Origin of the sequence: Polynucleobacter sp. AP-RePozz3-80-G7, from assembly GCF_018882145.1 — a bacterium.
Taxonomy (GTDB): Bacteria; Pseudomonadota; Gammaproteobacteria; order Burkholderiales; family Burkholderiaceae; genus Polynucleobacter.
Genome location: NZ_JACVPC010000001.1, coordinates 536,497 through 556,385, shown reverse-complemented (window position 1 = coordinate 556,385; position 19,889 = coordinate 536,497). Strand labels below are relative to the sequence as shown.

Below are 19,889 nucleotides of genomic sequence, written 5' to 3'. Positions count from 1 at the left end.
TATTCTAATTAAATTTTAATAATTTTTTAATATAAATTTTAGGTTGATACATTAACTTTGAGTACCAAATTATAAAATTTTGATAATTAATATCATTCATCAAATACATAGAAATCAAAATTGGCATTTTATAAATGTATGAAAAAGGAGTTTTAATTGTTAACGGGATCTTTTTTTGAATATTGTTAATTTCGGAAATTTCTTTTTCAAAATTATTGAAATCGAATTCTGCATTTTTTGAATTAGACTTCCATCTGATAAAATATAAATCTCTTGGTTTTGATGCATAGTAAAACTTATACTTTGAGAAAAGACTTGATAGATCAATCCTTCTCTTAAAATCAATAGCATTAAGATTTTGGTAGTAATTAATTCCAGCAGATTGGGTTCCTGGAGATTCATCAGGGTTGGTTCGAGATGTCCCATGCTCAGGCCTTCCGCGTGACGCACATGAAACAACCACTAAGCCGTCTTTTTTTGTCATGCGATGCATATTAATAAAGGTCTCATGCCAATATGGATTGTGTTCAAAACACTCACAAGAGATTGTTAAGTCAAAACTTTCTTCCGGAAAATCAATTAAATGACCAGAGCCGACAAAATCAACCCCCGGCCCTTTACACATATCTACGCCGATATAATCTGAATCATGAAAAAAACCTCTTATAGACCCATTAACATCGTATGAACCCACCTCTAGAATTTTAAGATGCCTATTTTTTAAAAAATAATTACGCACCAATTCAACAAATCTCAATTCTTCAAGATGCATTTTTTCTCCAACAAGTAATCATAGTTATCTTATTTCATCTTTTTTAAAGATTTATTAAATACTTCAAGACTAATAATTTAGTTTTTTCCAATTTACTTAATTTATTATATGTCGCAACCCTGCTAGTGAGACCATCAAAATTATGTTCTGCTTTGTATGATTCATATTCAATAACACAATCTTCATATGAAGTTAACCTTCCAAATCTATCCTGCCACATCCACCCCTTATATATATTGAAACTACAAGCCCAGAACCCATCCGAAATATTATGTCTTGCCCAGTATTTTGGTGCAATTACAAACTTCACTGTATCACTTGTCCATGCGGGAAAAAATGAAAAGCTTGAATTAGCAAGTATTAGATATTTGGCATTTTTCACGATAGCGTAATCTTTTCCTATGGAGAAATGAAATGATGGAATATCGGGGAGGATCTGTCTTGTATATTCAACATCATCGGTGATGATAATAAAATCTAATTTATCATTAATTAAACGCATGTTAGCCATTGCATCAATCCAGTACTTTTTGCGCAAAAGTAGACTTGGAAACGCCTTGTACTCCCCACCTCTGATGTTAAGAATACAAATTTTTTCATCAGAATAATCAAAACAATCAAAATCAGGATTAACTTGGAGCCATTTTTTAATAACTCCTTTCCTGTGCTCAATTAAATTTTCAGACTGAAAATACCCCTCAATCTTGGTGTGATCCTCTATGTTGAATAATCTAGGGTCTAAATCTCTTACATCGCATTGAAATTTTTTATACCAAATATCATTTTCTATAAAATAATTCTTAATATTTTTCGGTAAAAGCATGGGCGGACCACCCTCTGGACCTGAGCCACCGATAACCCTCTCTCCAAAATCTAGATTTAAAAATGATTTTCCTTTAAATTTATGTTGACCCATGATTCCAAAACTAAAACCCTTGTCCATAGAGATCACTCTCGCAACAACATAACTCCAAAGTTGATTGCCAAGCCCTTGCCCGTTATAAAGTTCGGTAACGATCATTTGTTTACTTGAAAATTAGGGTATTCAATATTTGAGCCGGCCCATTTATGAAATACAAAAGGCCTTATATTTTTAACTTCTGGAATCATTGCTTCATGTGAGAAAAACTTTGCTACCTCAATGTCAGCTATTTTCATACCATGAGCCTTGTAAATATGTCTATTTTTTACACATATAAAACCATCTTCATTAAAATAACCGCTATATGGTTCCCAAGGTAAATTTAATTTTATTGGCAAGTCGAGTAACCTTTTGCTTCTTAGTGATACGCTGTTACCAACTCTTACAATATCTCCATTAACGTCCCTATATGAAAAATTGTCCTTAGGCATTGGCCATGGTGCGCCAATATAGTCGTAGTCTAAAAACTCCTCCCTCCATGATGACGGATTTACAACATAGCCATCAGCATGGACAAGTAATGCAAATTTTGTTTCAATATACTGACTTAATTCATAGATAATTTTATATGACCATTCATCGATATTTTTAATCTTTGAAATTCGAATAAATTTAATATGGGCCGGCAATCCGTAAGGTTTAAAATGAGCTAGCAATTTTACTTGCCCAAACTCAATATCTTGGCAACTATATTTCAACGCTTGAAGCGTTTCATCTACATTTCTAGTTGCCATTGCTATGAGAGTAATATCGGGCAAACTTTTTTTTTGCCCATTTGGAGTATTCAATGGATATAAATCTCTATTTTTATGAATTTTTAATTTAAATTTTTTTTCAATAATTTTCCCTAATAAAAATAATATTTTTGGAATAAAGAGTAACTGAATAAAAAATTTTTCTCTTAAGTTTTGAGTATTTTTTAAATATAGGTTTTTATCTTTTTTTTGGGTAACAAAAAAGTGTAACAACTTAGTAAAAACTCTCTCCTTAGACGAGCTCGACTCAGACCTGCCTTCCAAATAGTGTTTTTTATTTCCACATGTCAAAGTGCACATTGCTTCTTCAAGGATGGTAACTGAACTTTTCTGTAATAAAGAAAATGTGATTAGGCAATCCATATTTAAATGTGTAAAATTACCAGATAGTTTCTTCAGATCTAAGCTAGATATAAATCTTCTTCTAAATAGTCCATAAAAAAGATTTGGTTTACCAAGTGATCCATCTTGCCAGTAGTACATTATCGTGCGAAATAATCTTGAGCTACTTTCAAATGGTTTGAATATTTTCAGGTGAGATAATGGGTAGCCCGGCACCCTATTTCCATTGGAATCAACCTCATAATAATCACAAAAAGCAAAACCAACTTCTGGTTTTGTGTTTAACTCATCAACTAAGAACTGAACAAACTCAGGGGAGCGCCAGTCATCATCCGAAAACCATGTAAAAAATTCGCCTCCTGACTTTTCTAAAACAAAATCTGCGTTGGCAAGCACTCCAATATTAACTTCTTGCTTGTAATACTTAATCCTTAAATCTCTGGACATATACTCTCTAGCAATAATCTCGACCTGTTCATTGGTAGATGCATTATCTGAAATAATAATTTCTAGGTTTGAATAAGTTTGACCGGTAATTATCTCCAATGCATTTTTTAATTGCTCCGGTCTGTTATAAGTGGGGATTCCGATGCTCACCAGCTGATTATTTATTTTCACTTTATAAGCCCAAACTTTCCATCTTAACTTCTTCTAATTTTCCATAACCTAATTTATACACACGATCACAATTCTTAATAGTTGAAAGTCTGTGAGCAATAATTAATATGGTTTTAATCCCGTGAAGAGACGATATTGCCTGCATTACATCGCTCTCAGTCTCATAATCCAGTGAGCTTGTTGCCTCATCAAGCATCAATACCGGAGGGTCGCAATAAAGCGCTCTAGCAATTCCGATGCGTTGACGTTGCCCCCCAGAAAGACGTATCCCCCTCTCCCCAACCTCAGTTTCAAGACCATCAGGAAGTTCTGCTACAAAAGATCCTAGTTGCGCCGCCTGTATTGCGCGATCAATTGCTAAGTCGTCAATTTCGTTACTTGGCAATCCAAAGGCAATATTTCTCCTTAAAGTGTCATCTATAAGATAAATATGTTGGGGAACGTATCCAATATGTTTCTGCCAAGACTTAATTGCATGCTGAATATTTACACCATCAACCTTAATATCACCACTTTTGGGATAAAGTAATCCTAGAAGAATATCTACCAATGTACTTTTTCCTGCTCCGCTTGATCCTATAAACCCTATTGTCTCCCCCCTTTGAATAACAAGGCAAATATCCTCTAACGAGTTAGCATCAACCCCGGGATAGTGATAAGAAAGATGTTTAATCTCTAGCGTCTTTTCAAATGATATCTTTCTTGCAATATCACCTGTAAATATATCTTCTTTTAAATTAAGCTCTCTATACAAAATATTAATTACTGGTAGTCCATATCGCAAAGATTGCAATGCTCCTAAGATACGATTAACGGAAGGCATTATTCTAAAAGCGGCGGCGGCGAATAACCCCATAGTCAGCATTATTTCTGCGAAGGAGCGCTGTTGTAATGTCATGCTAATTATTAATATAGCCAGACCTAAAACTGCAAGTAACTCCAGCCATAGCCTTGGTAGCTGCTGTAGTGTTGATTGGTTTTGTCCTGCCTGTGCACTTTGAAAATTATGTGAATTGTATTGCTGTAAAAACTCCATCTCCCTACCAAACAGCTTGACATCTTTAATGCCGCCCAATCCTTGTTGAAGATGTTGAAGGCGCTTTCCATCATGAAATTGGCGAGCCTCCCCCCATTGCCCTATATATTTTCTACTCACCGAATAAAAAACCCATGATGCAAGGAGAAATATACTTACAACGGCAACTGCACCTAAGGGCTCCACAAATAATAAAAGTCCGGAAAGCCCCACAACCACCATCAATTCAGCCAATAGGGTCATTCCGGGTTGTATACCATTACCGGTAAACATCCCCACCTCTGTAATTACATTGCGAATTAATTGAGATGAGTTATTTTTCAAATGGAATGTATATGGTTGAAAAAGATATACCGCAAATAATCTCTTGGAAAGTTCAGCGGATACATTAAAAGCAAATTTAGTTTGTTCCCATGCAAGAAGTGCTAGAAATATTGTTTTAATACAATACACAATAACTAAAAATATTGCGCCAAAAAAAATAATTTTTTCCAGTGGTTGACTGCCCGCTAACTCAAAAATTATCTGAAGCCCTGGATGATTCTGTGAAATATTTTTTTGTGCTAATAGGGTAAATGCTGGAATTATTATCCCGACACTTAGTGTTTCAAGAGCCATACCCACCAACATTAAGATGAATATTGCTAAAGCGCGCCTCCGCTCAAACCTTGTCAGTACGCCCCATAATTTTCTGAGGACTGAATTATTGAGATATGAAATATTTTCTTTCATTTTTACAATGTGATTATGGCAATAACAATCAACCCTAATCCATCCGATTAATGCCATCTTTCAAGCTAATGCTTGGCTGCCATCCGGTCATTTTTTTTTCTCGATCCCAAATACTCATCATCTCCCTCAAGCGATATGGTCTAGCACCCCAATTTAACTGTATATTTCTTCCGGTCACAGTAATGTATAGTTGCACCAAATTTTTTAATGTGATTGGATTTCCAGATGAGATTCTATAAATTTCGTGTCCCACTACTTCATTATTAAGCAACCTATTGACTGCAATTAAATATGCATTGATGACATCGTCTATGTACACCAAGTCAATCAATTGTTCACCAATAGACATGTCCAAGGGGGTGTTGGTCAATGAGGCCTTATATAGCAAAGAGAATAGCTTTGGTCGATGATCATTAGGCCCATAGGTATCGGATAACTTCAAGGTGATGACCTTAAAATTGCATGCTTGTATATAGAACTCAATGATGGCTTCAAATGCCTGCTTAGTAGCAGCATACAGGCATACAGGGTTGTAATCATTATTTTCATAATGCTGCCAAGAGGTACCGGTATTGATGAGATTGCGAACGTCATTTACCCTCATCGCCTCAAGCAATTGATTTCCAAATAGTAGATTGCTTTGAACTAGTGGCTCAACATCCTTTACTTCATGTTGCGAAAGAAAAAGGGATGCCAAATGAAACACAACATCGGGCTTAATTTCTGATACGCACTGCACAAGGCCATTTGTGCTGCCATCGTAAAGATGAAGATTTAATTCCTCATTCGCCAATAAACTTGGTAATTTTGATCCTTTTCGAATAATGGCATGAACTTTCCAGCCCTCATTAACCAATCGCTTAACAAGATGGGCCCCAATAAATCCGGTGACCCCAGTGACTAATGCGATTTTATGTTTTAGTGACACAGGAGATATATCTTGATCACTCATAATTAAATGGGCTATCAAATTCTTCAAGCGAAGAGAATTGCTGGTCTCGAGCAGAAAGCAATGGGTCGGAAATAGGCCACTTGATATCTCCTGAATTCCAAAGCAAGCCCGAATCGCACTCAGACGAGTAGACCGTACTAACGTTGTACATTAATATTGCCTCGTCACTTAAAGTACAAAATCCGTGCGCCATGCCCTTGGGTATGTAAATACTGTTAGCTTTGTCAGCAGCCAATTCAAAAGTAATAGATTTTCCATAGGTTGGAGAACCGACCCTTAAATCTATTACCGCATCAAAAACAGACCCCTGCAGACAACAAACTAACTTCACATGATCAAAAGGTGGCTTCTGAAAATGCATTCCTCTGACAACATTTTTTTTTGAAACGGAATAATACTGCTCTTTAAAGATGGTTTCCAATCCATTTTTCTTAAATTCGGCTTCATTGAATATTTTTACAAATCTTCCACGAGCATCATCAAAGATAAAGGGTTGCAATTCAAAACAACCATCAATTTGAGTTTTTATTAAATCCATTATTTAAAAGCTGACACCCAAATAGGTTTCAATTGTTGATGCAACGAACTCTAACATTTCCCTAGTTAATGCTGGCTGCACGCCAACCCAGAATGTATTGTCCATTACATTATCTGAGTTTGCCAAATCTCCACTAATCCGATATGTTGCATTTTCCATATAAGGCTGTCTTGTTAGGTTTCCAGCAAACAAAAGGCGCGTACCAATCTTATTTTGATCAAGATAGGCGGTTAACTCATTACGAGACACTGGGCCACCATCTTTGACGGTAATGGGAAATCCAAACCATGAAGGGTCTGAATCTTTAGTTGCTTCTGGCAATTGTAAAAATTCCTCACAAGAACTAAGACGCTCTTTTAAAAACTTGAAGTTATCTTTGCGGGCCTGAATAAATGTCGGCGCTTTTTCTAATTGCGCTAAAGCGCATGCAGCCTGCATATCGGTTATTTTTAAGTTATAGCCTAAGTGGCTATAGGTGTACTTATGATCATATCCCTCAGGCAAGTTGCCCAATTTCCAGCAAAAACGTTTGCCACAAGTGTTATCTTTTCCTGGCGGGCAGTAGCAATCGCGACCCCAATCCCTAAAACTCTCGGCAATTTGTTTTAATTCATAACTATTGGTAAAAACAGCCCCCCCTTCGCCCATCGTAATGTGGTGAGCGGGGTAAAAACTTAGGGTGCCAATATCACCAAAAGTACCGACCATCTGACCCTTATAAGTAGTTCCAAGGGCATCGCAACAATCTTCTACTAACCACAAGTTGTATTTCTTGCAAAGCGCAGTCACTACATCCAAATTAAATGGGTTACCTAAAGAATGAGCCAACATAATGGCTTTGGTTTTTGGACTAATCGCAGCCTCAATTTTTGATGCATCAATATTGTGCGTATGTTTATCTACATCTACAAAAACTGGAACAGCGCCAAATTGAATAATCGGATTTACCGTAGTTGGAAATCCAGCGGCTACACCAATCACCTCATCACCTTGCTTAATTGCACGATCGCCCAATTTAGGTGAGGTCAGAGTAGAAAACGCCACCAAATTAGCGGATGAGCCAGAGTTCACAGTAATGGCGTACTTCACTCCAATAAATTCAGCGAGCTTTTTTTCAAACTGCTCATTAAAACGACCTGTAGTGAGCCAGCCATCTAAAGAGGCATCAACCATATTTTTCAACTCTTCTGCGCCTATGACTTTTCCGGACGGAGGCACAATAGTCTGGCCTGGATCAAATGCCTTGGGCGCAAACTCAATGGCTGCGTATTGATCAACCAGTACGGCAATTTGCTTGCGTAATTTATCTTGCTCTAGTTTTCTAGTGTCGATGATTTGTGTATTCATTTTTAAGAGCTCATGTATTGATTAATTTGTAAAAGACTAACTTCTTGCATATTTTCTTTTGCTTGATGGGCTTTTTGCCATTGAACAATTTTTTTTGTGGCTAACTCCAGATTCCATTTAGGAATCCATCCCAATTGCGTTCGGGCTTTGGAACAATCTAGCTTCAAGAGATTCGCTTCATGAGGTTGTTCTGAGCCTTCTTTTTCCCAGCGAGCCGTTTCACCCCAGCCAGAAATTAGAAGATCAACCACTTCTTGGACCGCTCGATTATCTTCATCACCTGGACCGAAGTTCCAACCCGATGCAAAGGAAGAACCCTGCTCATAAAGTGCTTGCGCCAAAATTAAATAACCCGAAAGAGGCTCTAAAACATGCTGCCAAGGACGTGTTGCCAAAGGATTGCGAATTATCAATGGCTTGTTTGCCTCAAACGCTTTAATTGCATCCGGAATTAATCGATCCCCAGACCAATCTCCACCGCCAATAACATTTCCCGCTCTAGCGGAAGCCACCTTATTGATTGAGTCATTGATAGAGAAATAAGACTGACGGTAAGCAGAAGTCACTAACTCAGCGCACCCCTTGCTATTACTGTAGGGATCGTAGCCACCCATCGGTTCATTCTCACGATAGCCCCAAACCCACTCTTTATTCTCATAACACTTGTCCGTAGTCACCACTACCGTGGAACGCACTGAATCAATTGCACGCGTGCTCTCAAGAACATGTACTGTACCCATAACATTCGTGGCATAAGTCTCGACTGGATTGGCGTAGGAATAACGCACTAAAGGCTGGGCTGCCATATGAATCACTACATCAGGCTTTGCCTCTGCCATTGCTTTTTGCAAACCTGCTAAATCTCGAATATCAGCAATATGCGATTTCTCAATTAGAGAATCAATTGCCAATACATTAAACAAATTAGGCATTGTATTGGGTGCTAATGCATAACCCGTAACCTTTGCACCCATTGATGCAAGCCAAAGAGATAGCCAACCACCCTTAAATCCAGTGTGACCCGTTAGAAAGACTTTTTTGCCTTTCCAAAAAACGGGGTCAACATACGCCACTTTCATTACCAAGATTTCCAAGGGGGATTACCAGACGCCCAAAGCTCTTCAAGGTGATTTTTATCGCGCAGCGTATCCATAGGCTGCCAAAAACCAGTGTGCTCAAAAGCAGCAATCTGATGATCACGAGCTAAAGACTCAAGAGGGCCTTGCTCCCACACTGTTGAATCATCTTTTATGAGATTAATTACGCTGGGGGATAAGATAAAGAAACCTCCGTTAATCAAGCCGCCATCACCTTTTGGCTTTTCTTTAAAAGTAGTAACTTTATAATCAGCAATATCAAGCGCCCCAAATCGACCGGGAGGATATACAGCAGCCAAAGTAGCCTGCACTCCTTGCTTGCGGTGAAACTCAATAGAGGCGCCAATATCAATATCGGAAACACCGTCGCCGTAGGTAAAGCAAAAAGATTCTTCGTCTTTTACGTATTCAGCAACCCGCCTTAAGCGACCTCCTGTCATTGTATCTTCACCTGTATCTACCAAAGTTACCTTCCATGGCTCGGCAAAACCTTGATGCACTTCCATGCTATTTTTTTGCATGTCAAAAGTCACATCGGACATATGTAAAAAATAGTTTGCAAAATACTCCTTGATCATATAGCCCTTATAGCCACAACAAACGATGAAATCATTAATCCCATAATGAGAATAAATTTTCATGATGTGCCATAAGATAGGCTTACCACCTATCTCGATCATCGGCTTTGGTTTAGAGGAGCTCTCCTCGGAAATTCGTGTTCCTAAACCACCCGCCAGAATGACTGCCTTCATAGATATTCTTTGAAAATTAGTTAAATTTGATATTCAAGCTCGCTGATACCCTATCTCGGGTACTCACTTATAGATATCCCAACATCACAATACTCCACCCACTTTGTCCCTGATCTTTGAAATCACTTGCCTTGCCAGCGCAAGCAATAATCCCAAAAAAAGACCTCCAAAGAGACCCCCAGCTAAAGCCATGCGTTTTTTGGGTGAGATCGGCAAATCACTAGTGTAGATTGGGGCGACCAAATGGGTCATGCGGCTTTGATTACTTACAACCACATTTTTTAAAGCCGTTATCTCATCCAAGAGGTAGCGAATCTCGTCTCTTGTGGAGAGATAGGCAGCACTCATGACTGAGCCAGACCTGTCTGCCCTAGCCACCAAATCCTTGGCTTTAGCCAGGCGCGCCTCATCATCAAGCAGCTTGATCTTAGCCTCCTCAATATAGGGCATCAGAATTTGAGATTGGGTAGTTTTAATCAGTAGAAAAATCGCATTTGCACAGCTTGAGGCTGCCTCCTGAGAGGGGCCAAGCGTCTTTAATTCGATGACATTGACTACGCCCTTGACGGGGGCCAGCTTAATGCCTTTGGCTAGGGTTGTGGCTGAATTGCTAATGTCCTCCAACCCACAGGCAGCAATGGTCTGTGGCGGAAAACTGGTTGGCATAGACATTCTGGAGACAAGTAGGGCCGGCTCCTCGATATTAATCCCCAGGGGATTAAGGTTGTTGTTAGCAGTACCGATTTGAGCCATAACGATTTGGGCGGTGGCTTCATATTGCTTTGGGGTGATAGCTAGGTAGGCAATTGATAAGGCTATACCGGCGAGCCCAGCAATAGCAACCGTCCTCCACGCGTTTTTAAGAAAGCGCAGGATGTCATTCAGAGAGATTTCTGTATCACCCTCATAGTCAGAGTGTTGTTGAAGGTCGGTCGAGGGTTGATTCATTTACATCCGCAGTCAAGTTTAGGGCCTACGCCAGAAGAAATTAAATAACCTTAATTTTGCATACCAGAAGTATTTCCATTATCTCATTATAAAAAGTAGACTCATCTAATTGCGACCTCCCACCCTCAAGTGACTAAGATTTAGGCGCCTAAAGCGCGTGCCAGCGGCCAAACTTGAAGCTAAAGCAACCCAGAAAATCAGGCTGTCAAGAAAGACTTTTTGGCTAATCTCGGTGGTACACCACATTACCAGGCTAGCTAACAAAATCCACCAGCAACAGGATAGCCAAGGGGCTTTAAAAGGACTTTGAGCCCCATTAAGGGCTGATTTTGGGATATTTTCTGGTAAATCAAGTCGGTATAACTGCTTCATGGCTAGTGCCAGTGACCCCAAAACCAGAGCAATTCCAGGGATACCGATTCCCAAGGCCAGATCAAGCCAGCCGCTGTGGCTTTGATGCAAAAGGGACTCGGGCCAGACCTTTTTAGCTAAATGCCCAAAAGAGCGCTCAATCAAACCAAATCCCAGGGGATTTTGAGTTAATAACAAAAGGCCTTCCTTGCCCCAAGCAATGCGTTCGTAATTAGTAATTGACACCATCGCGCCAAACTCATTATTGGGATAGCCTTTGGCACCATTAAATTTCCAGTGATCGTAACGATCAGTATCGATCGCGATTTTTGCGTCTACAGCAAAAGTTTGCCATGATGTATTCTTTTGAATGTGATTGACTATAAATCCTGCCCCAGCAATCAATAGAATGGCGGCAAGAAGCGTCTTTTGAATCCAATGCTTTTTAAAGTCAACCAAAAATACCTGGGTTGAAAAGACCAACATCAGAAAGGCTCCGTATATCACTCCATTCTTAATATTCTCACCATAGAACACAAAGAACACCGCTGGGATAGTCACTCCATATATGACGTTATCCCAGCTAAGCCATATATGACTGCCAATGTTGCGCTTGAGCTGCCCAAGTGCCACAGCCAAGGTGGGCAAACAAAAACATACATAGGCAGTTTTAGGAACGTAGAAGGGAAGTGAGCCGTAATGCAACCTTAGATAATCTGGTGCATTGATTCCCCAGTTTGATCCATGGTGAGTCAAGCAATATTTCAGAATATAAATTAGGGTTGGAGCCAATAGTCCAAAATAAAAAACAGGCCAATAGATGCTTTGTTTTTTAGGGTCTTGGCCACTTAATGCAAGACCCAGGCCTAGAGCAAATATAGCTCCTAAGGCAGTACGTTTCCAAATGCTGGTGTATTCCTCAAGCTGCAGAGCAAAATCATGACTCAAAAATAATAGATGAAAGCTAGCCCACGCAAATAGCCCCAGAACAAGCCAAATTGGTAATGCGTATTTAGTAAAAAGCACTGCTCGATATTGGTAAATCTCGTAAGCCCCTAGGAGCGCTCCAACAATCAAACAAATATGTCGTATCAAAATAGTTTCAGGTAATGCCCAAACCGCATACAAGATCGCAAACATCAACACCTGCACCCAAATAATGAATGAAGGAATTATGCGGGGCTGTTGGATCAAGGATTGATTACTCATAGTTAAATGATTAATCGAGAAAGATTTTTATAGACCATAGAAATAGATGGGAAGTGAAGGGTTATGGATTTACCCTAAAGCCAATCTGAACATAGCGAATGTCATCACCAAGGATGAGATAAAGCAGCCTTGCAAATACTCTTGGGAAAAATGCCCTTGATGAAATATCGTTGATACCCGATATTTTGTCGATCCTAAAACCATGCCTTAAAAAGAGATTTTTCAAACTCTTTTGGGTAAAGAATTTCAAATGCGTTCTATCTAGAATTCCGGCATCTTCATACTGCCAATCCTTTTGAATAAGCAACCCTTTTAAATTAGAGATATGCCTTACGTTTGGTATAGACCCAACCAAAGAAGCGCCAGGACACATCTTTAGTTTTATTAGCTCCAAAAATTGGTCGGGATCAGCCATATGTTCAATAACATCATTGCAAATGACCAGATCAAAATATGCATCAGGAAGTTGATCTAAAACCTCCTCGAACAACCCCGAGAGCACCTTATCCAAGTGTTGGGAAGCCTCATTGGCAACTACTACATTAGGTTCAATACCCCAGTATTCATTAGCTTGTTCGAGATTCTTTCGAAATGTGCCATAGCTACAGCCCACCTCTAAAACCTTTTGATAGTTAGTTGGCAAAAATGCGCTTACCTCTGATCTGAGATTGGGAGAATACTGGTAATGAGGGTCGACTTCTTTAGGCATGATTTAAGGTGCGCATGGCTTTGTTACTATTATCTTATATTACCCCGCCTTTGCCGTGATGCTGAGTTTGGCAACTAAATTAATCTTGCTCCATACATTTTTAAGTACATCATGAATACCGAATCCGCCTTTCAGAATTTACTTACCGGACTAAAAAAGCGCCTAGGGGTATTTCAATTCAAAGAATCGATCACTGGGCTAGCAGAATGCCGCACCACCTACATACCAGTAGCTATTTTTGATTTACTAAATCTACAAATTGCCGATGCTGGTAAGCGGGTAGAGCTTCGCTCTTTTAACTTTGGCGATAGCACAGATCTAACAAACCCCTCGATTGCTACGGTTGCGCTTGAAGATAGTATGGGATTTCACAATACAGCTTCATTCCTCAAGGATATGAGGGGGAATGTGAAGCATCAACGGAATAAGCCATGCATCACGGTAGACGAACCCGCCGTACTTCTACCCTACTACACCACCCATTTTGGTCATTTTTCAGGAGATTGCCTAGGTGCCATCATCGCCCTATCAAAAGCAAAACTACCATCCAAGAGAAAATTATTTTATATAGCCCCAAACTCTTTTGATCATGTGATCACCAAATACGGCAATCCCGAACGCTTGCAAAAGATCGATTCCAAACTTGCTCTTGAAAATAATCTTATTTTTACAAATGCCTGCCAATTTCCCAGAATGAGTTCGTGGCAAAACCTATCGCTTTGCACGCAAATCTTTGGCGAAACCAAAGCATCCTTACCTGCTGACAATACTTCATTTAAAAAAGTGTTTTTAACAAGTGGGCGTTCAGAGCGCATTGCAAATATTGATGAGGTCATTGAATTTGTAAAGGGCGAAGGATTTTATATCTGCAGGCCAGATCAGATAACATTCGAGCAATGTCTAACGACTCTTCGGGAGGCCGATCTCGTCGTCTCTGAAAATGGCTCGATTACTCATAATATTTTAATTGCTAGAAATAAACCTTTTTACATACTCTCTTCAAAAGGTTGGGATCAACTAAGTCAAGAAGAGTTTGCTGGCGGTGGCATTTATAATGCCTTCAAAGCCTACCTAACAAAATATATTGAATGCAAAACCACTGGCTTGCCTAGTCACCATCATTTCTCAAGCCAAATTATTGTCGACTTAGGTGATATAAGGAACTTACTTTAATACTGGATCACCTGCCAAGGAAGGCGGCGAGTAAACTCCGTATTACTCTTACGCGCTAGATGGTAATAAAAAGGCTTCATGTACTGCTTGGAGCCTTCTTGCTGAAATAAGCCCTCTAAAAAATGTACAAATGAGGTGTCTATAGAGTGAATCTCATCGGCTAGCAAAGCCAGCTTAACCCAATCAAAGATGTTGTTTGTCGCAGGATGAACCCAAATAATGAGTTTATTTTCTGGATTAGAAATTTTCAAATCATGAAATATTTTTGTAGACTCTTGATTACATACCAAAAGGTAGGGCTCATGATTAGGATTAAGCCTTTCATAGAGCGCCTCTGATTGGGGTCCCGGCGATACCGCACAATCTAGCCAACGTTTTTCAAATGCAACATGGTGTTGCTCATAAAAATAAGCATCGAAGCGCTGGAGATCAACTCCTATCACTCCAATGGGTAAGTAGCGAGCCCTCAAAAAACCAGATAATTGCCTCGCCTCTCGACCATCATTAATGGGCACAACATAAACATTACTTAAATCTTGAAACATCCATGCCACCGAATGGTAGCAATAATGAAGGCAACAATAATAATATTTTTTTCTAGGATTTTTTCTGGATAACTCACGCACCAAAGCCAAGCAAACAATACTATCGCCTAGACCAAGATTGGGCTCGATCACTACTAAATTATTCCTGACAGATATAAATAAATTCTTAAGGGCTCTTCGAAAATTAGAGTGACGGAATTTTATTTTCATATATTGGCAAGCAATTGCTGACGATAATACTCAAGGGTTAGTGTTTTTCGGTCAAAGTTGCTAGTAGATCTTCGAATATAGTCTTCTTCCCAATTTAACCGCAAAAGATCTTCCCAAGCATCTACAAGCAAAACCGGTAAATTGGAGTAAGCCGAAGTCCAATCTTGCTTGAGCAAGACGGGAATCGTATCAACATACTGAGCCTCCCAAAAACGATGAGTATCAATACCATTACCCCTGGGGCATAAGCAAAAACGATGTTCGGCTACTTGAGTAATGTATTGTTCAAAACCCACTGACGCTCCCATGGTGACATCCGGGACATTTGAGACAACGTCAATAATTGATTGACGCGCAGAGTGAGTGCTCGCACTAAAGTTAACGTAAAGGTTTTTTGTTTTTTGATACACATGCCCAGCATCAAAGACCTCAGAAACTCGTGTTGGCCCCCACTGGCTATTCGCTAAACCAATTGGCAAAGCATGTAACTTTGTATGACTGGTTTCACAATTTTGCGCATACCATGCCACCAAGGATGGGTGATTTAATAAATCCAAATCCGCTAGACCTACACCATGGTCTGAATTATGCGTTAGCAATACAAATGGTTCATGCAGTCGTGGGGCAACAAAACTTTTAAAATAAGCTAGCAAATGGGTATAAACAAAAATAACCTTTGCGCCCTGACAGGCCTTTAAAAAATCCAAATTAGGTGGAAGCTCAAAGCATTTTTTCTTAAACCACTTCTTTTCTTCTTTTTCGGTAATTTCTAAAACCGTTGGCGTCTGAATCTTTTCTCGCCCATGAAAAGCAGTAACTCCAGCAGAGCTAATCGTCAGATCAGCCAACGCCTGAATTCTTTCCCCCGTTAACATCGACTTAATATTGCTCGGAACCCCTGAGTTAAAGGGAGATACCCCCAACAAATCCTTAGAGTGTGCATGCAGAGCTAGTACTTTGGTGCATACACCATCGAAACTAATGAATGGAGATCTATAAAACCGCTCATACTCCCATGAAAAACGGCAGTCTCTTAAATGAAAGTCGCTGCTTTCATTTTCAAAAAATCGTGTATCAGATGGGTCATTCATCCAGTGAACGCCACCAACATATTGACCAATTGCCGCACCATCAAAAATGCCGCCAAATACATCTATGCCCTGACAGTATCTATCAAGGTCCAAGTCTTTAGACTTGGCATATTCCAAAGGTATTGTAGGGAGCGGCTTAGCCCCTAGATCCCTTCGCATGGCAAACGCACCCAAGGAATCCATATCATTTGCATCCAAACGATCCGCAATAAATTGAACCAGCTCAGATGCAATCGATGCATCTTTTAGCCAAACAATCCCGGGAATCGCCCTCACTCTATCGACCGGCACCGCAAACGTAGCAAAGCTGATAAATTGCTCTAGCTTTTCACTAGGGTCAAAATACAAGACAACATCATTTTCAAGATGAATGCAGTTCTCCAGCCCCTTGAAGTGAATAAAGTCAGCCAGCACAAAGAAGCGGTATGAGGCAGAAAACCAGAATCCATTCCTAAAGCTACGATCTAGGGCAGCATTTTTGGCAAAATGCTTAGTTATATCGCTTTGCGGAATATCCTCAATTGCCACAAACTTAATATTTCGTAGCGGATTATCGGAATCTCCAAGATCAGCCTGCAGAGCTCGCTCCAAATCTCCAACATGAGATTTATTAACCAAGGCATAAACCTGGGATTGTGGCGCAACTTTTGCTGCAATCACAAGGGCATTTGTTAAATATTCTGGAGGTGGACTCTCACCCGAATGGACAAAAATAATGGAGGCGCATTTTTTCTGCATGGCTAAATAGGAGTTTATCTTTGGTTTTTGGATTTGAACAATGAAGGCAAGTAAACCCTAAAGAAATAAGGCAACGAAACCTTTAAAAAGTAAGGCTTAGCCTTATCCCACTTCTCAAAACTAGCATAGTCATAATCATTCAATTGGTCGGCAATAATATTGGGGCCCAAGAATGCGGGGTGTCCAATTGCAGAATTTCCCAAACGCAACCATTTTCTATCGGTATATACAATTTCTGAGCTATGTCGATGAGATATAAAGGTTCCTATAGTTTCATATTCAGAAAAGCTATTGCCCTCATCAAACCTTATGCTATTTAGCAAGGCTGGAACCCAAGGCATGCCGTGCCTCAATTCGATTTCACGAAAACACTCTTGTAACCAAGCCGCTTTTAGAACAAAGCACTGCGCAATAAATGAGAATCTAATTTTTTTGCTTAAGTGCAATAGACGCATCACTGTCTCAAAATAAGGGTGATGATATTCAGCCCCCTTGTAGTAAATCAAGCGCCCTTGGTGGTCGATAAAACTGAGGGGTTTTAAGGGAATAGTATCAGCATCCCATATTAAGACAATCTCATCTGGCAAGCAATCATTGACCGCTGATAGCTTAATAAACTGCTGTAAGTACCAGCCAAATTGCGATGCAATTTTTACATCGAGTCGCCGTTTTATTTCGGCGGCAAATTGCGATGTGTAAATTGACTCACCAATGACCTGAAAAGGTTTTGCAGAAATTTCTTGGAATAACTCAAGATCAGCATCGGGAACATAAACCTTGTAATGCCTGGCCTTTAGGTTGCGAACAATGTAAGAAGATGCAATCTCCCAGGCCTGCGCATCCCTTTTACAGCAGACACAAATAACTTGATCAATAATGACTGAAGTCGAATTCACCGCGATAAAAACTCTTGATAAGCTTCTTGCAAACCTTGCGTCAAATCTACCTTAGCCTTCCAACCTAAATTATTTAGCCGGGAAGAATCCATCCACTTCCTAGGCGACCCGTCAGGCTTTGTTATATCAAAGTTAATCTTTCCTTCGTAACCTACTGCATCTCCAACTGCTTTTGCCAATTCTGCAATAGTCACATCGCTACCAAAACCCACATTGATATGGTTTTGCATTGATTCTATTTGGCTATCGTAGGTCGCCTTATCCAGATCCATCACAAATACTGATGCAGCTGCCATATCATCAACATAAAGAAACTCGCGTCTCGGGGTTCCCGTTCCCCAGATCACAACTTCAGGAGCATTACCTACTTTAGCTTCATGAAATCGCCTAATCAGTGCAGGAATGACATGGCTATTTTCAGGATGATAGTTATCGCCTGGTCCATATAAATTAGTGGGCATCACTGAGCGGTAATCAATTCCATTGCTATCGCCATATTGACGGTTATAACTCTCACACATCTTGATACCAGCAATTTTGGCAATGGCATAGGGCTCATTCGTTGGTTCTAACTTACCAGTGAGAAGAGCATCTTCACTCATCGGTTGCGGTGCTAATTTAGGATAGATACAACTTGAACCCAAGAAAAGCAGCCTTTTTACACCGCTGACAAAGGCTTGATGAATGACATTTGCCTCCATCATGAGGTTTTGATAAATAAATTCTGCTGGAAAGGTATTGTTTGCATGAATACCGCCAACCTTTGCAGCAGCTAAATACACTTGATCAGGTTTCTCTTCTTTAAAGAAGGCCTGTACTGCAGCTTGATTAGTTAGATCAAGTTCAGCATGTGTTCTGGTGACTATATTGGTATAGCCCTTAGCTTGCAGATTACGGACGATGGCAGAACCCACCATGCCACGATGCCCAGCCACATAAATCTTTTGCTTTAAATCTGTTGGCATGTATTAATCTTCTTTTTAATTCTCTTTACCTACAGCAACTGAGTAACCATGCTTACTCAGCAGGGCATGTTGCTTGGCTTGATCTAAATCATTAGCCACCATTTCTACGATCATTTGATCGAGGGTAATTTCTGGCACCCAACCGAGTTTTGTTTTTGCCTTAGTAGGATCGCCTAAGAGTGTTTCTACTTCGGTAGGACGGTAATAGCGTGGGTCGATTTGAACAATGACATCGCCCACTTTTAAGGCTGGGGCTTTATCGCCTTCAATGCTAGCCACAATCGCCTTTTCGTTCTCAGCTTTGCCCTCGAACTTGAGAGTAATGCCTAATTGTTTAGCGCTACGGGTAATAAATTCACGAACAGTGAATTGCACCCCAGTAGCAATCACAAAGTCCTCTGGCTTATCTTGCTGAAGCATCAACCATTGCATACGAACATAGTCTTTAGCATGACCCCAGTCACGCAGGGCATCAATATTGCCCATATATAAACACTTCTCAAGACCTTGAGCAATATTGGCAAGGCCGCGAGTCACCTTACGAGTCACAAACGTTTCACCACGGCGTTTTGATTCATGATTAAACAAGATGCCGTTACACGCATATATGCCGTAAGCCTCACGATAGTTCACGGTAATCCAGTAGGCATACATCTTGGCAACTGCATATGGGCTTCTTGGATAGAACGGTGTTGTTTCTTTTTGCGGAATCTCTTGTACCAAACCATAGAGCTCAGAAGTAGAGGCCTGATAAAAACGGGTTTTCTTTTCTAGACCGAGAATACGTATAGCCTCAAGCATTCTAAGTGGACCCATGGCATCCACATCAGCAGTGTATTCGGGGGACTCAAAAGAAACGGCAACGTGAGATTGAGCGCCCAGGTTATAAATCTCATCAGGCTGACACTCTTGAATGATACGCACCAGATTGCTGGTGTCGGTTAAATCACCATAGTGAAGAATTAAATCTGGGTGATTGATGTGAGGATCTTGATAGATATGATCAATACGTTCGGTATTAAAAGAAGAGGCGCGACGCTTAATGCCGTGAACGATGTAGCCTTTTTCTAATAGAAACTCTGCTAGATAAGAACCATCTTGGCCCGTGATGCCTGTGATTAAGGCTACTTTTTGTGATGCACCCATGCTCTTCTCGCTTTTTTGCCGTTTATCTTAGAATCGCAATTTTAC

At 40.0% G+C, this 19,889-nt stretch carries 18 protein-coding genes; 1 reads left to right on the top strand and 17 read right to left on the bottom strand.

Features of this window, described 5'->3' with window-relative positions; genetic code table 11:
* Positions 1-4 precede the first annotated feature (4 nt).
* The 12 genes from ICE90_RS03055 to ICE90_RS03000 form a co-directional block, all read right to left on the bottom strand.
* Positions 5-772, bottom strand: coding sequence for a bifunctional 2-polyprenyl-6-hydroxyphenol methylase/3-demethylubiquinol 3-O-methyltransferase UbiG (locus ICE90_RS03055; protein WP_216190835.1), 768 nt, complete (start codon positions 770-772; stop codon positions 5-7).
* Between the two features lie 43 nt (positions 773-815).
* Positions 816-1,793, bottom strand: a complete 978-nt coding sequence (locus ICE90_RS03050; RefSeq protein ID WP_216190833.1) for a hypothetical protein — start codon at positions 1,791-1,793, stop codon at positions 816-818.
* Positions 1,790-3,409 carry a DUF5672 family protein gene (locus ICE90_RS03045; protein WP_216190831.1) on the bottom strand — a complete coding sequence of 540 codons (1,620 nt, stop codon included), beginning with the start codon at positions 3,407-3,409 and terminating at the stop codon, positions 1,790-1,792. Before ICE90_RS03045 ends, ICE90_RS03050 begins: the two co-directional genes overlap by 4 nt.
* A 1-nt stretch (position 3,410) precedes the next feature.
* Complete coding sequence (locus ICE90_RS03040; RefSeq protein WP_216190823.1) at positions 3,411-5,177, bottom strand: ABC transporter ATP-binding protein; 1,767 nt, start codon at positions 5,175-5,177, stop codon at positions 3,411-3,413.
* Positions 5,178-5,211: 34 nt separating this feature from the next.
* Complete coding sequence (locus ICE90_RS03035) at positions 5,212-6,129, bottom strand: NAD(P)-dependent oxidoreductase (RefSeq protein WP_216190822.1); 918 nt, start codon at positions 6,127-6,129, stop codon at positions 5,212-5,214.
* Positions 6,122-6,667, bottom strand: a complete 546-nt coding sequence (gene rfbC, locus ICE90_RS03030; RefSeq protein WP_216190820.1) for a dTDP-4-dehydrorhamnose 3,5-epimerase — start codon at positions 6,665-6,667, stop codon at positions 6,122-6,124. The genes ICE90_RS03035 and rfbC overlap by 8 nt, the downstream gene beginning before the upstream one ends.
* Before the next feature lie 3 nt (positions 6,668-6,670).
* A complete protein-coding gene (gene rfbH / locus ICE90_RS03025; RefSeq protein ID WP_216190818.1) occupies positions 6,671-8,014 on the bottom strand; it encodes a lipopolysaccharide biosynthesis protein RfbH in 1,344 nt (447 codons plus the stop codon).
* Positions 8,015-8,016: 2 nt separating this feature from the next.
* Positions 8,017-9,099 (bottom strand): CDP-glucose 4,6-dehydratase, encoded by a 1,083-nt coding sequence (rfbG, locus tag ICE90_RS03020; protein ID WP_370624645.1) that lies wholly within the window; start codon positions 9,097-9,099, stop codon positions 8,017-8,019.
* Positions 9,093-9,863, bottom strand: a complete 771-nt coding sequence (gene rfbF / locus ICE90_RS03015; protein WP_216190816.1) for a glucose-1-phosphate cytidylyltransferase — start codon at positions 9,861-9,863, stop codon at positions 9,093-9,095. Before rfbF ends, rfbG begins: the two co-directional genes overlap by 7 nt.
* Before the next feature lie 84 nt (positions 9,864-9,947).
* Positions 9,948-10,811: a Wzz/FepE/Etk N-terminal domain-containing protein gene (locus ICE90_RS03010; protein WP_216190814.1), complete on the bottom strand. Its 864-nt coding sequence runs from the start codon at positions 10,809-10,811 to the stop codon at positions 9,948-9,950.
* A 105-nt stretch (positions 10,812-10,916) separates the two neighbouring features.
* Positions 10,917-12,371 carry a hypothetical protein gene (locus ICE90_RS03005; protein WP_216190812.1) on the bottom strand — a complete coding sequence of 485 codons (1,455 nt, stop codon included), beginning with the start codon at positions 12,369-12,371 and terminating at the stop codon, positions 10,917-10,919.
* Positions 12,372-12,432: 61 nt separating this feature from the next.
* Positions 12,433-13,080: a class I SAM-dependent methyltransferase gene (locus ICE90_RS03000; RefSeq protein WP_216190810.1), complete on the bottom strand. Its 648-nt coding sequence runs from the start codon at positions 13,078-13,080 to the stop codon at positions 12,433-12,435.
* A gap of 111 nt (positions 13,081-13,191) precedes the next feature.
* Between ICE90_RS03000 and ICE90_RS02995 the strand changes: the two genes are divergently transcribed.
* On the top strand, positions 13,192-14,253 hold the full coding sequence (locus ICE90_RS02995; protein WP_216190808.1) for a glycosyltransferase 61 family protein: 1,062 nt from the start codon (positions 13,192-13,194) through the stop codon (positions 14,251-14,253).
* Here ICE90_RS02995 and ICE90_RS02990 read toward each other — a convergent pair.
* From ICE90_RS02990 to gmd, 5 genes are all read right to left on the bottom strand, one after another.
* Positions 14,250-14,798: a hypothetical protein gene (locus ICE90_RS02990; protein ID WP_216190806.1), complete on the bottom strand. Its 549-nt coding sequence runs from the start codon at positions 14,796-14,798 to the stop codon at positions 14,250-14,252. The genes ICE90_RS02995 and ICE90_RS02990 overlap by 4 nt on opposite strands.
* A 206-nt stretch (positions 14,799-15,004) precedes the next feature.
* Positions 15,005-16,837 carry a glycosyltransferase family 47 protein gene (locus tag ICE90_RS02985; RefSeq protein WP_216190804.1) on the bottom strand — a complete coding sequence of 611 codons (1,833 nt, stop codon included), beginning with the start codon at positions 16,835-16,837 and terminating at the stop codon, positions 15,005-15,007.
* 14 nt (positions 16,838-16,851) lie between these two features.
* Complete coding sequence (locus ICE90_RS02980) at positions 16,852-17,733, bottom strand: DUF6492 family protein (RefSeq protein WP_216190802.1); 882 nt, start codon at positions 17,731-17,733, stop codon at positions 16,852-16,854.
* The gene (locus tag ICE90_RS02975) at positions 17,730-18,698 is read right to left on the bottom strand and encodes a GDP-L-fucose synthase (RefSeq protein WP_216190800.1); all 969 of its coding nucleotides are present in this window, start codon (positions 18,696-18,698) and stop codon (positions 17,730-17,732) included. The genes ICE90_RS02980 and ICE90_RS02975 overlap by 4 nt, the downstream gene beginning before the upstream one ends.
* A gap of 15 nt (positions 18,699-18,713) precedes the next feature.
* Positions 18,714-19,844: a GDP-mannose 4,6-dehydratase gene (gene gmd / locus ICE90_RS02970; protein WP_215362649.1), complete on the bottom strand. Its 1,131-nt coding sequence runs from the start codon at positions 19,842-19,844 to the stop codon at positions 18,714-18,716.
* Positions 19,845-19,889: the final 45 nt, after the last annotated feature.

Excerpts from the sequence above, each read along its gene's own strand:
- ICE90_RS03055 (WP_216190835.1), bottom strand. The coding sequence starts at position 772 with ATGCATCTTGAAGAATTGAGATTTGTTGAATTGGTGCGTAATTATTTT.
- ICE90_RS03050 (WP_216190833.1), bottom strand. The coding sequence starts at position 1,793 with ATGATCGTTACCGAACTTTATAACGGGCAAGGGCTTGGCAATCAACTT.
- ICE90_RS03040 (WP_216190823.1), bottom strand. The coding sequence starts at position 5,177 with ATGAAAGAAAATATTTCATATCTCAATAATTCAGTCCTCAGAAAATTA.
- ICE90_RS03035 (WP_216190822.1), bottom strand. The coding sequence starts at position 6,129 with ATGAGTGATCAAGATATATCTCCTGTGTCACTAAAACATAAAATCGCA.
- rfbC (WP_216190820.1), bottom strand. The coding sequence starts at position 6,667 with ATGGATTTAATAAAAACTCAAATTGATGGTTGTTTTGAATTGCAACCC.
- rfbH (WP_216190818.1), bottom strand. The coding sequence starts at position 8,014 with ATGAATACACAAATCATCGACACTAGAAAACTAGAGCAAGATAAATTA.
- rfbF (WP_216190816.1), bottom strand. The coding sequence starts at position 9,863 with ATGAAGGCAGTCATTCTGGCGGGTGGTTTAGGAACACGAATTTCCGAG.
- ICE90_RS03010 (WP_216190814.1), bottom strand. The coding sequence starts at position 10,811 with ATGAATCAACCCTCGACCGACCTTCAACAACACTCTGACTATGAGGGT.
- ICE90_RS03005 (WP_216190812.1), bottom strand. The coding sequence starts at position 12,371 with ATGAGTAATCAATCCTTGATCCAACAGCCCCGCATAATTCCTTCATTC.
- ICE90_RS03000 (WP_216190810.1), bottom strand. The coding sequence starts at position 13,080 with ATGCCTAAAGAAGTCGACCCTCATTACCAGTATTCTCCCAATCTCAGA.
- ICE90_RS02995 (WP_216190808.1), top strand. The coding sequence starts at position 13,192 with ATGAATACCGAATCCGCCTTTCAGAATTTACTTACCGGACTAAAAAAG.
- ICE90_RS02990 (WP_216190806.1), bottom strand. The coding sequence starts at position 14,798 with ATGTTTCAAGATTTAAGTAATGTTTATGTTGTGCCCATTAATGATGGT.
- ICE90_RS02985 (WP_216190804.1), bottom strand. The coding sequence starts at position 16,837 with ATGCAGAAAAAATGCGCCTCCATTATTTTTGTCCATTCGGGTGAGAGT.
- ICE90_RS02975 (WP_216190800.1), bottom strand. The coding sequence starts at position 18,698 with ATGCCAACAGATTTAAAGCAAAAGATTTATGTGGCTGGGCATCGTGGC.
- gmd (WP_215362649.1), bottom strand. The coding sequence starts at position 19,844 with ATGGGTGCATCACAAAAAGTAGCCTTAATCACAGGCATCACGGGCCAA.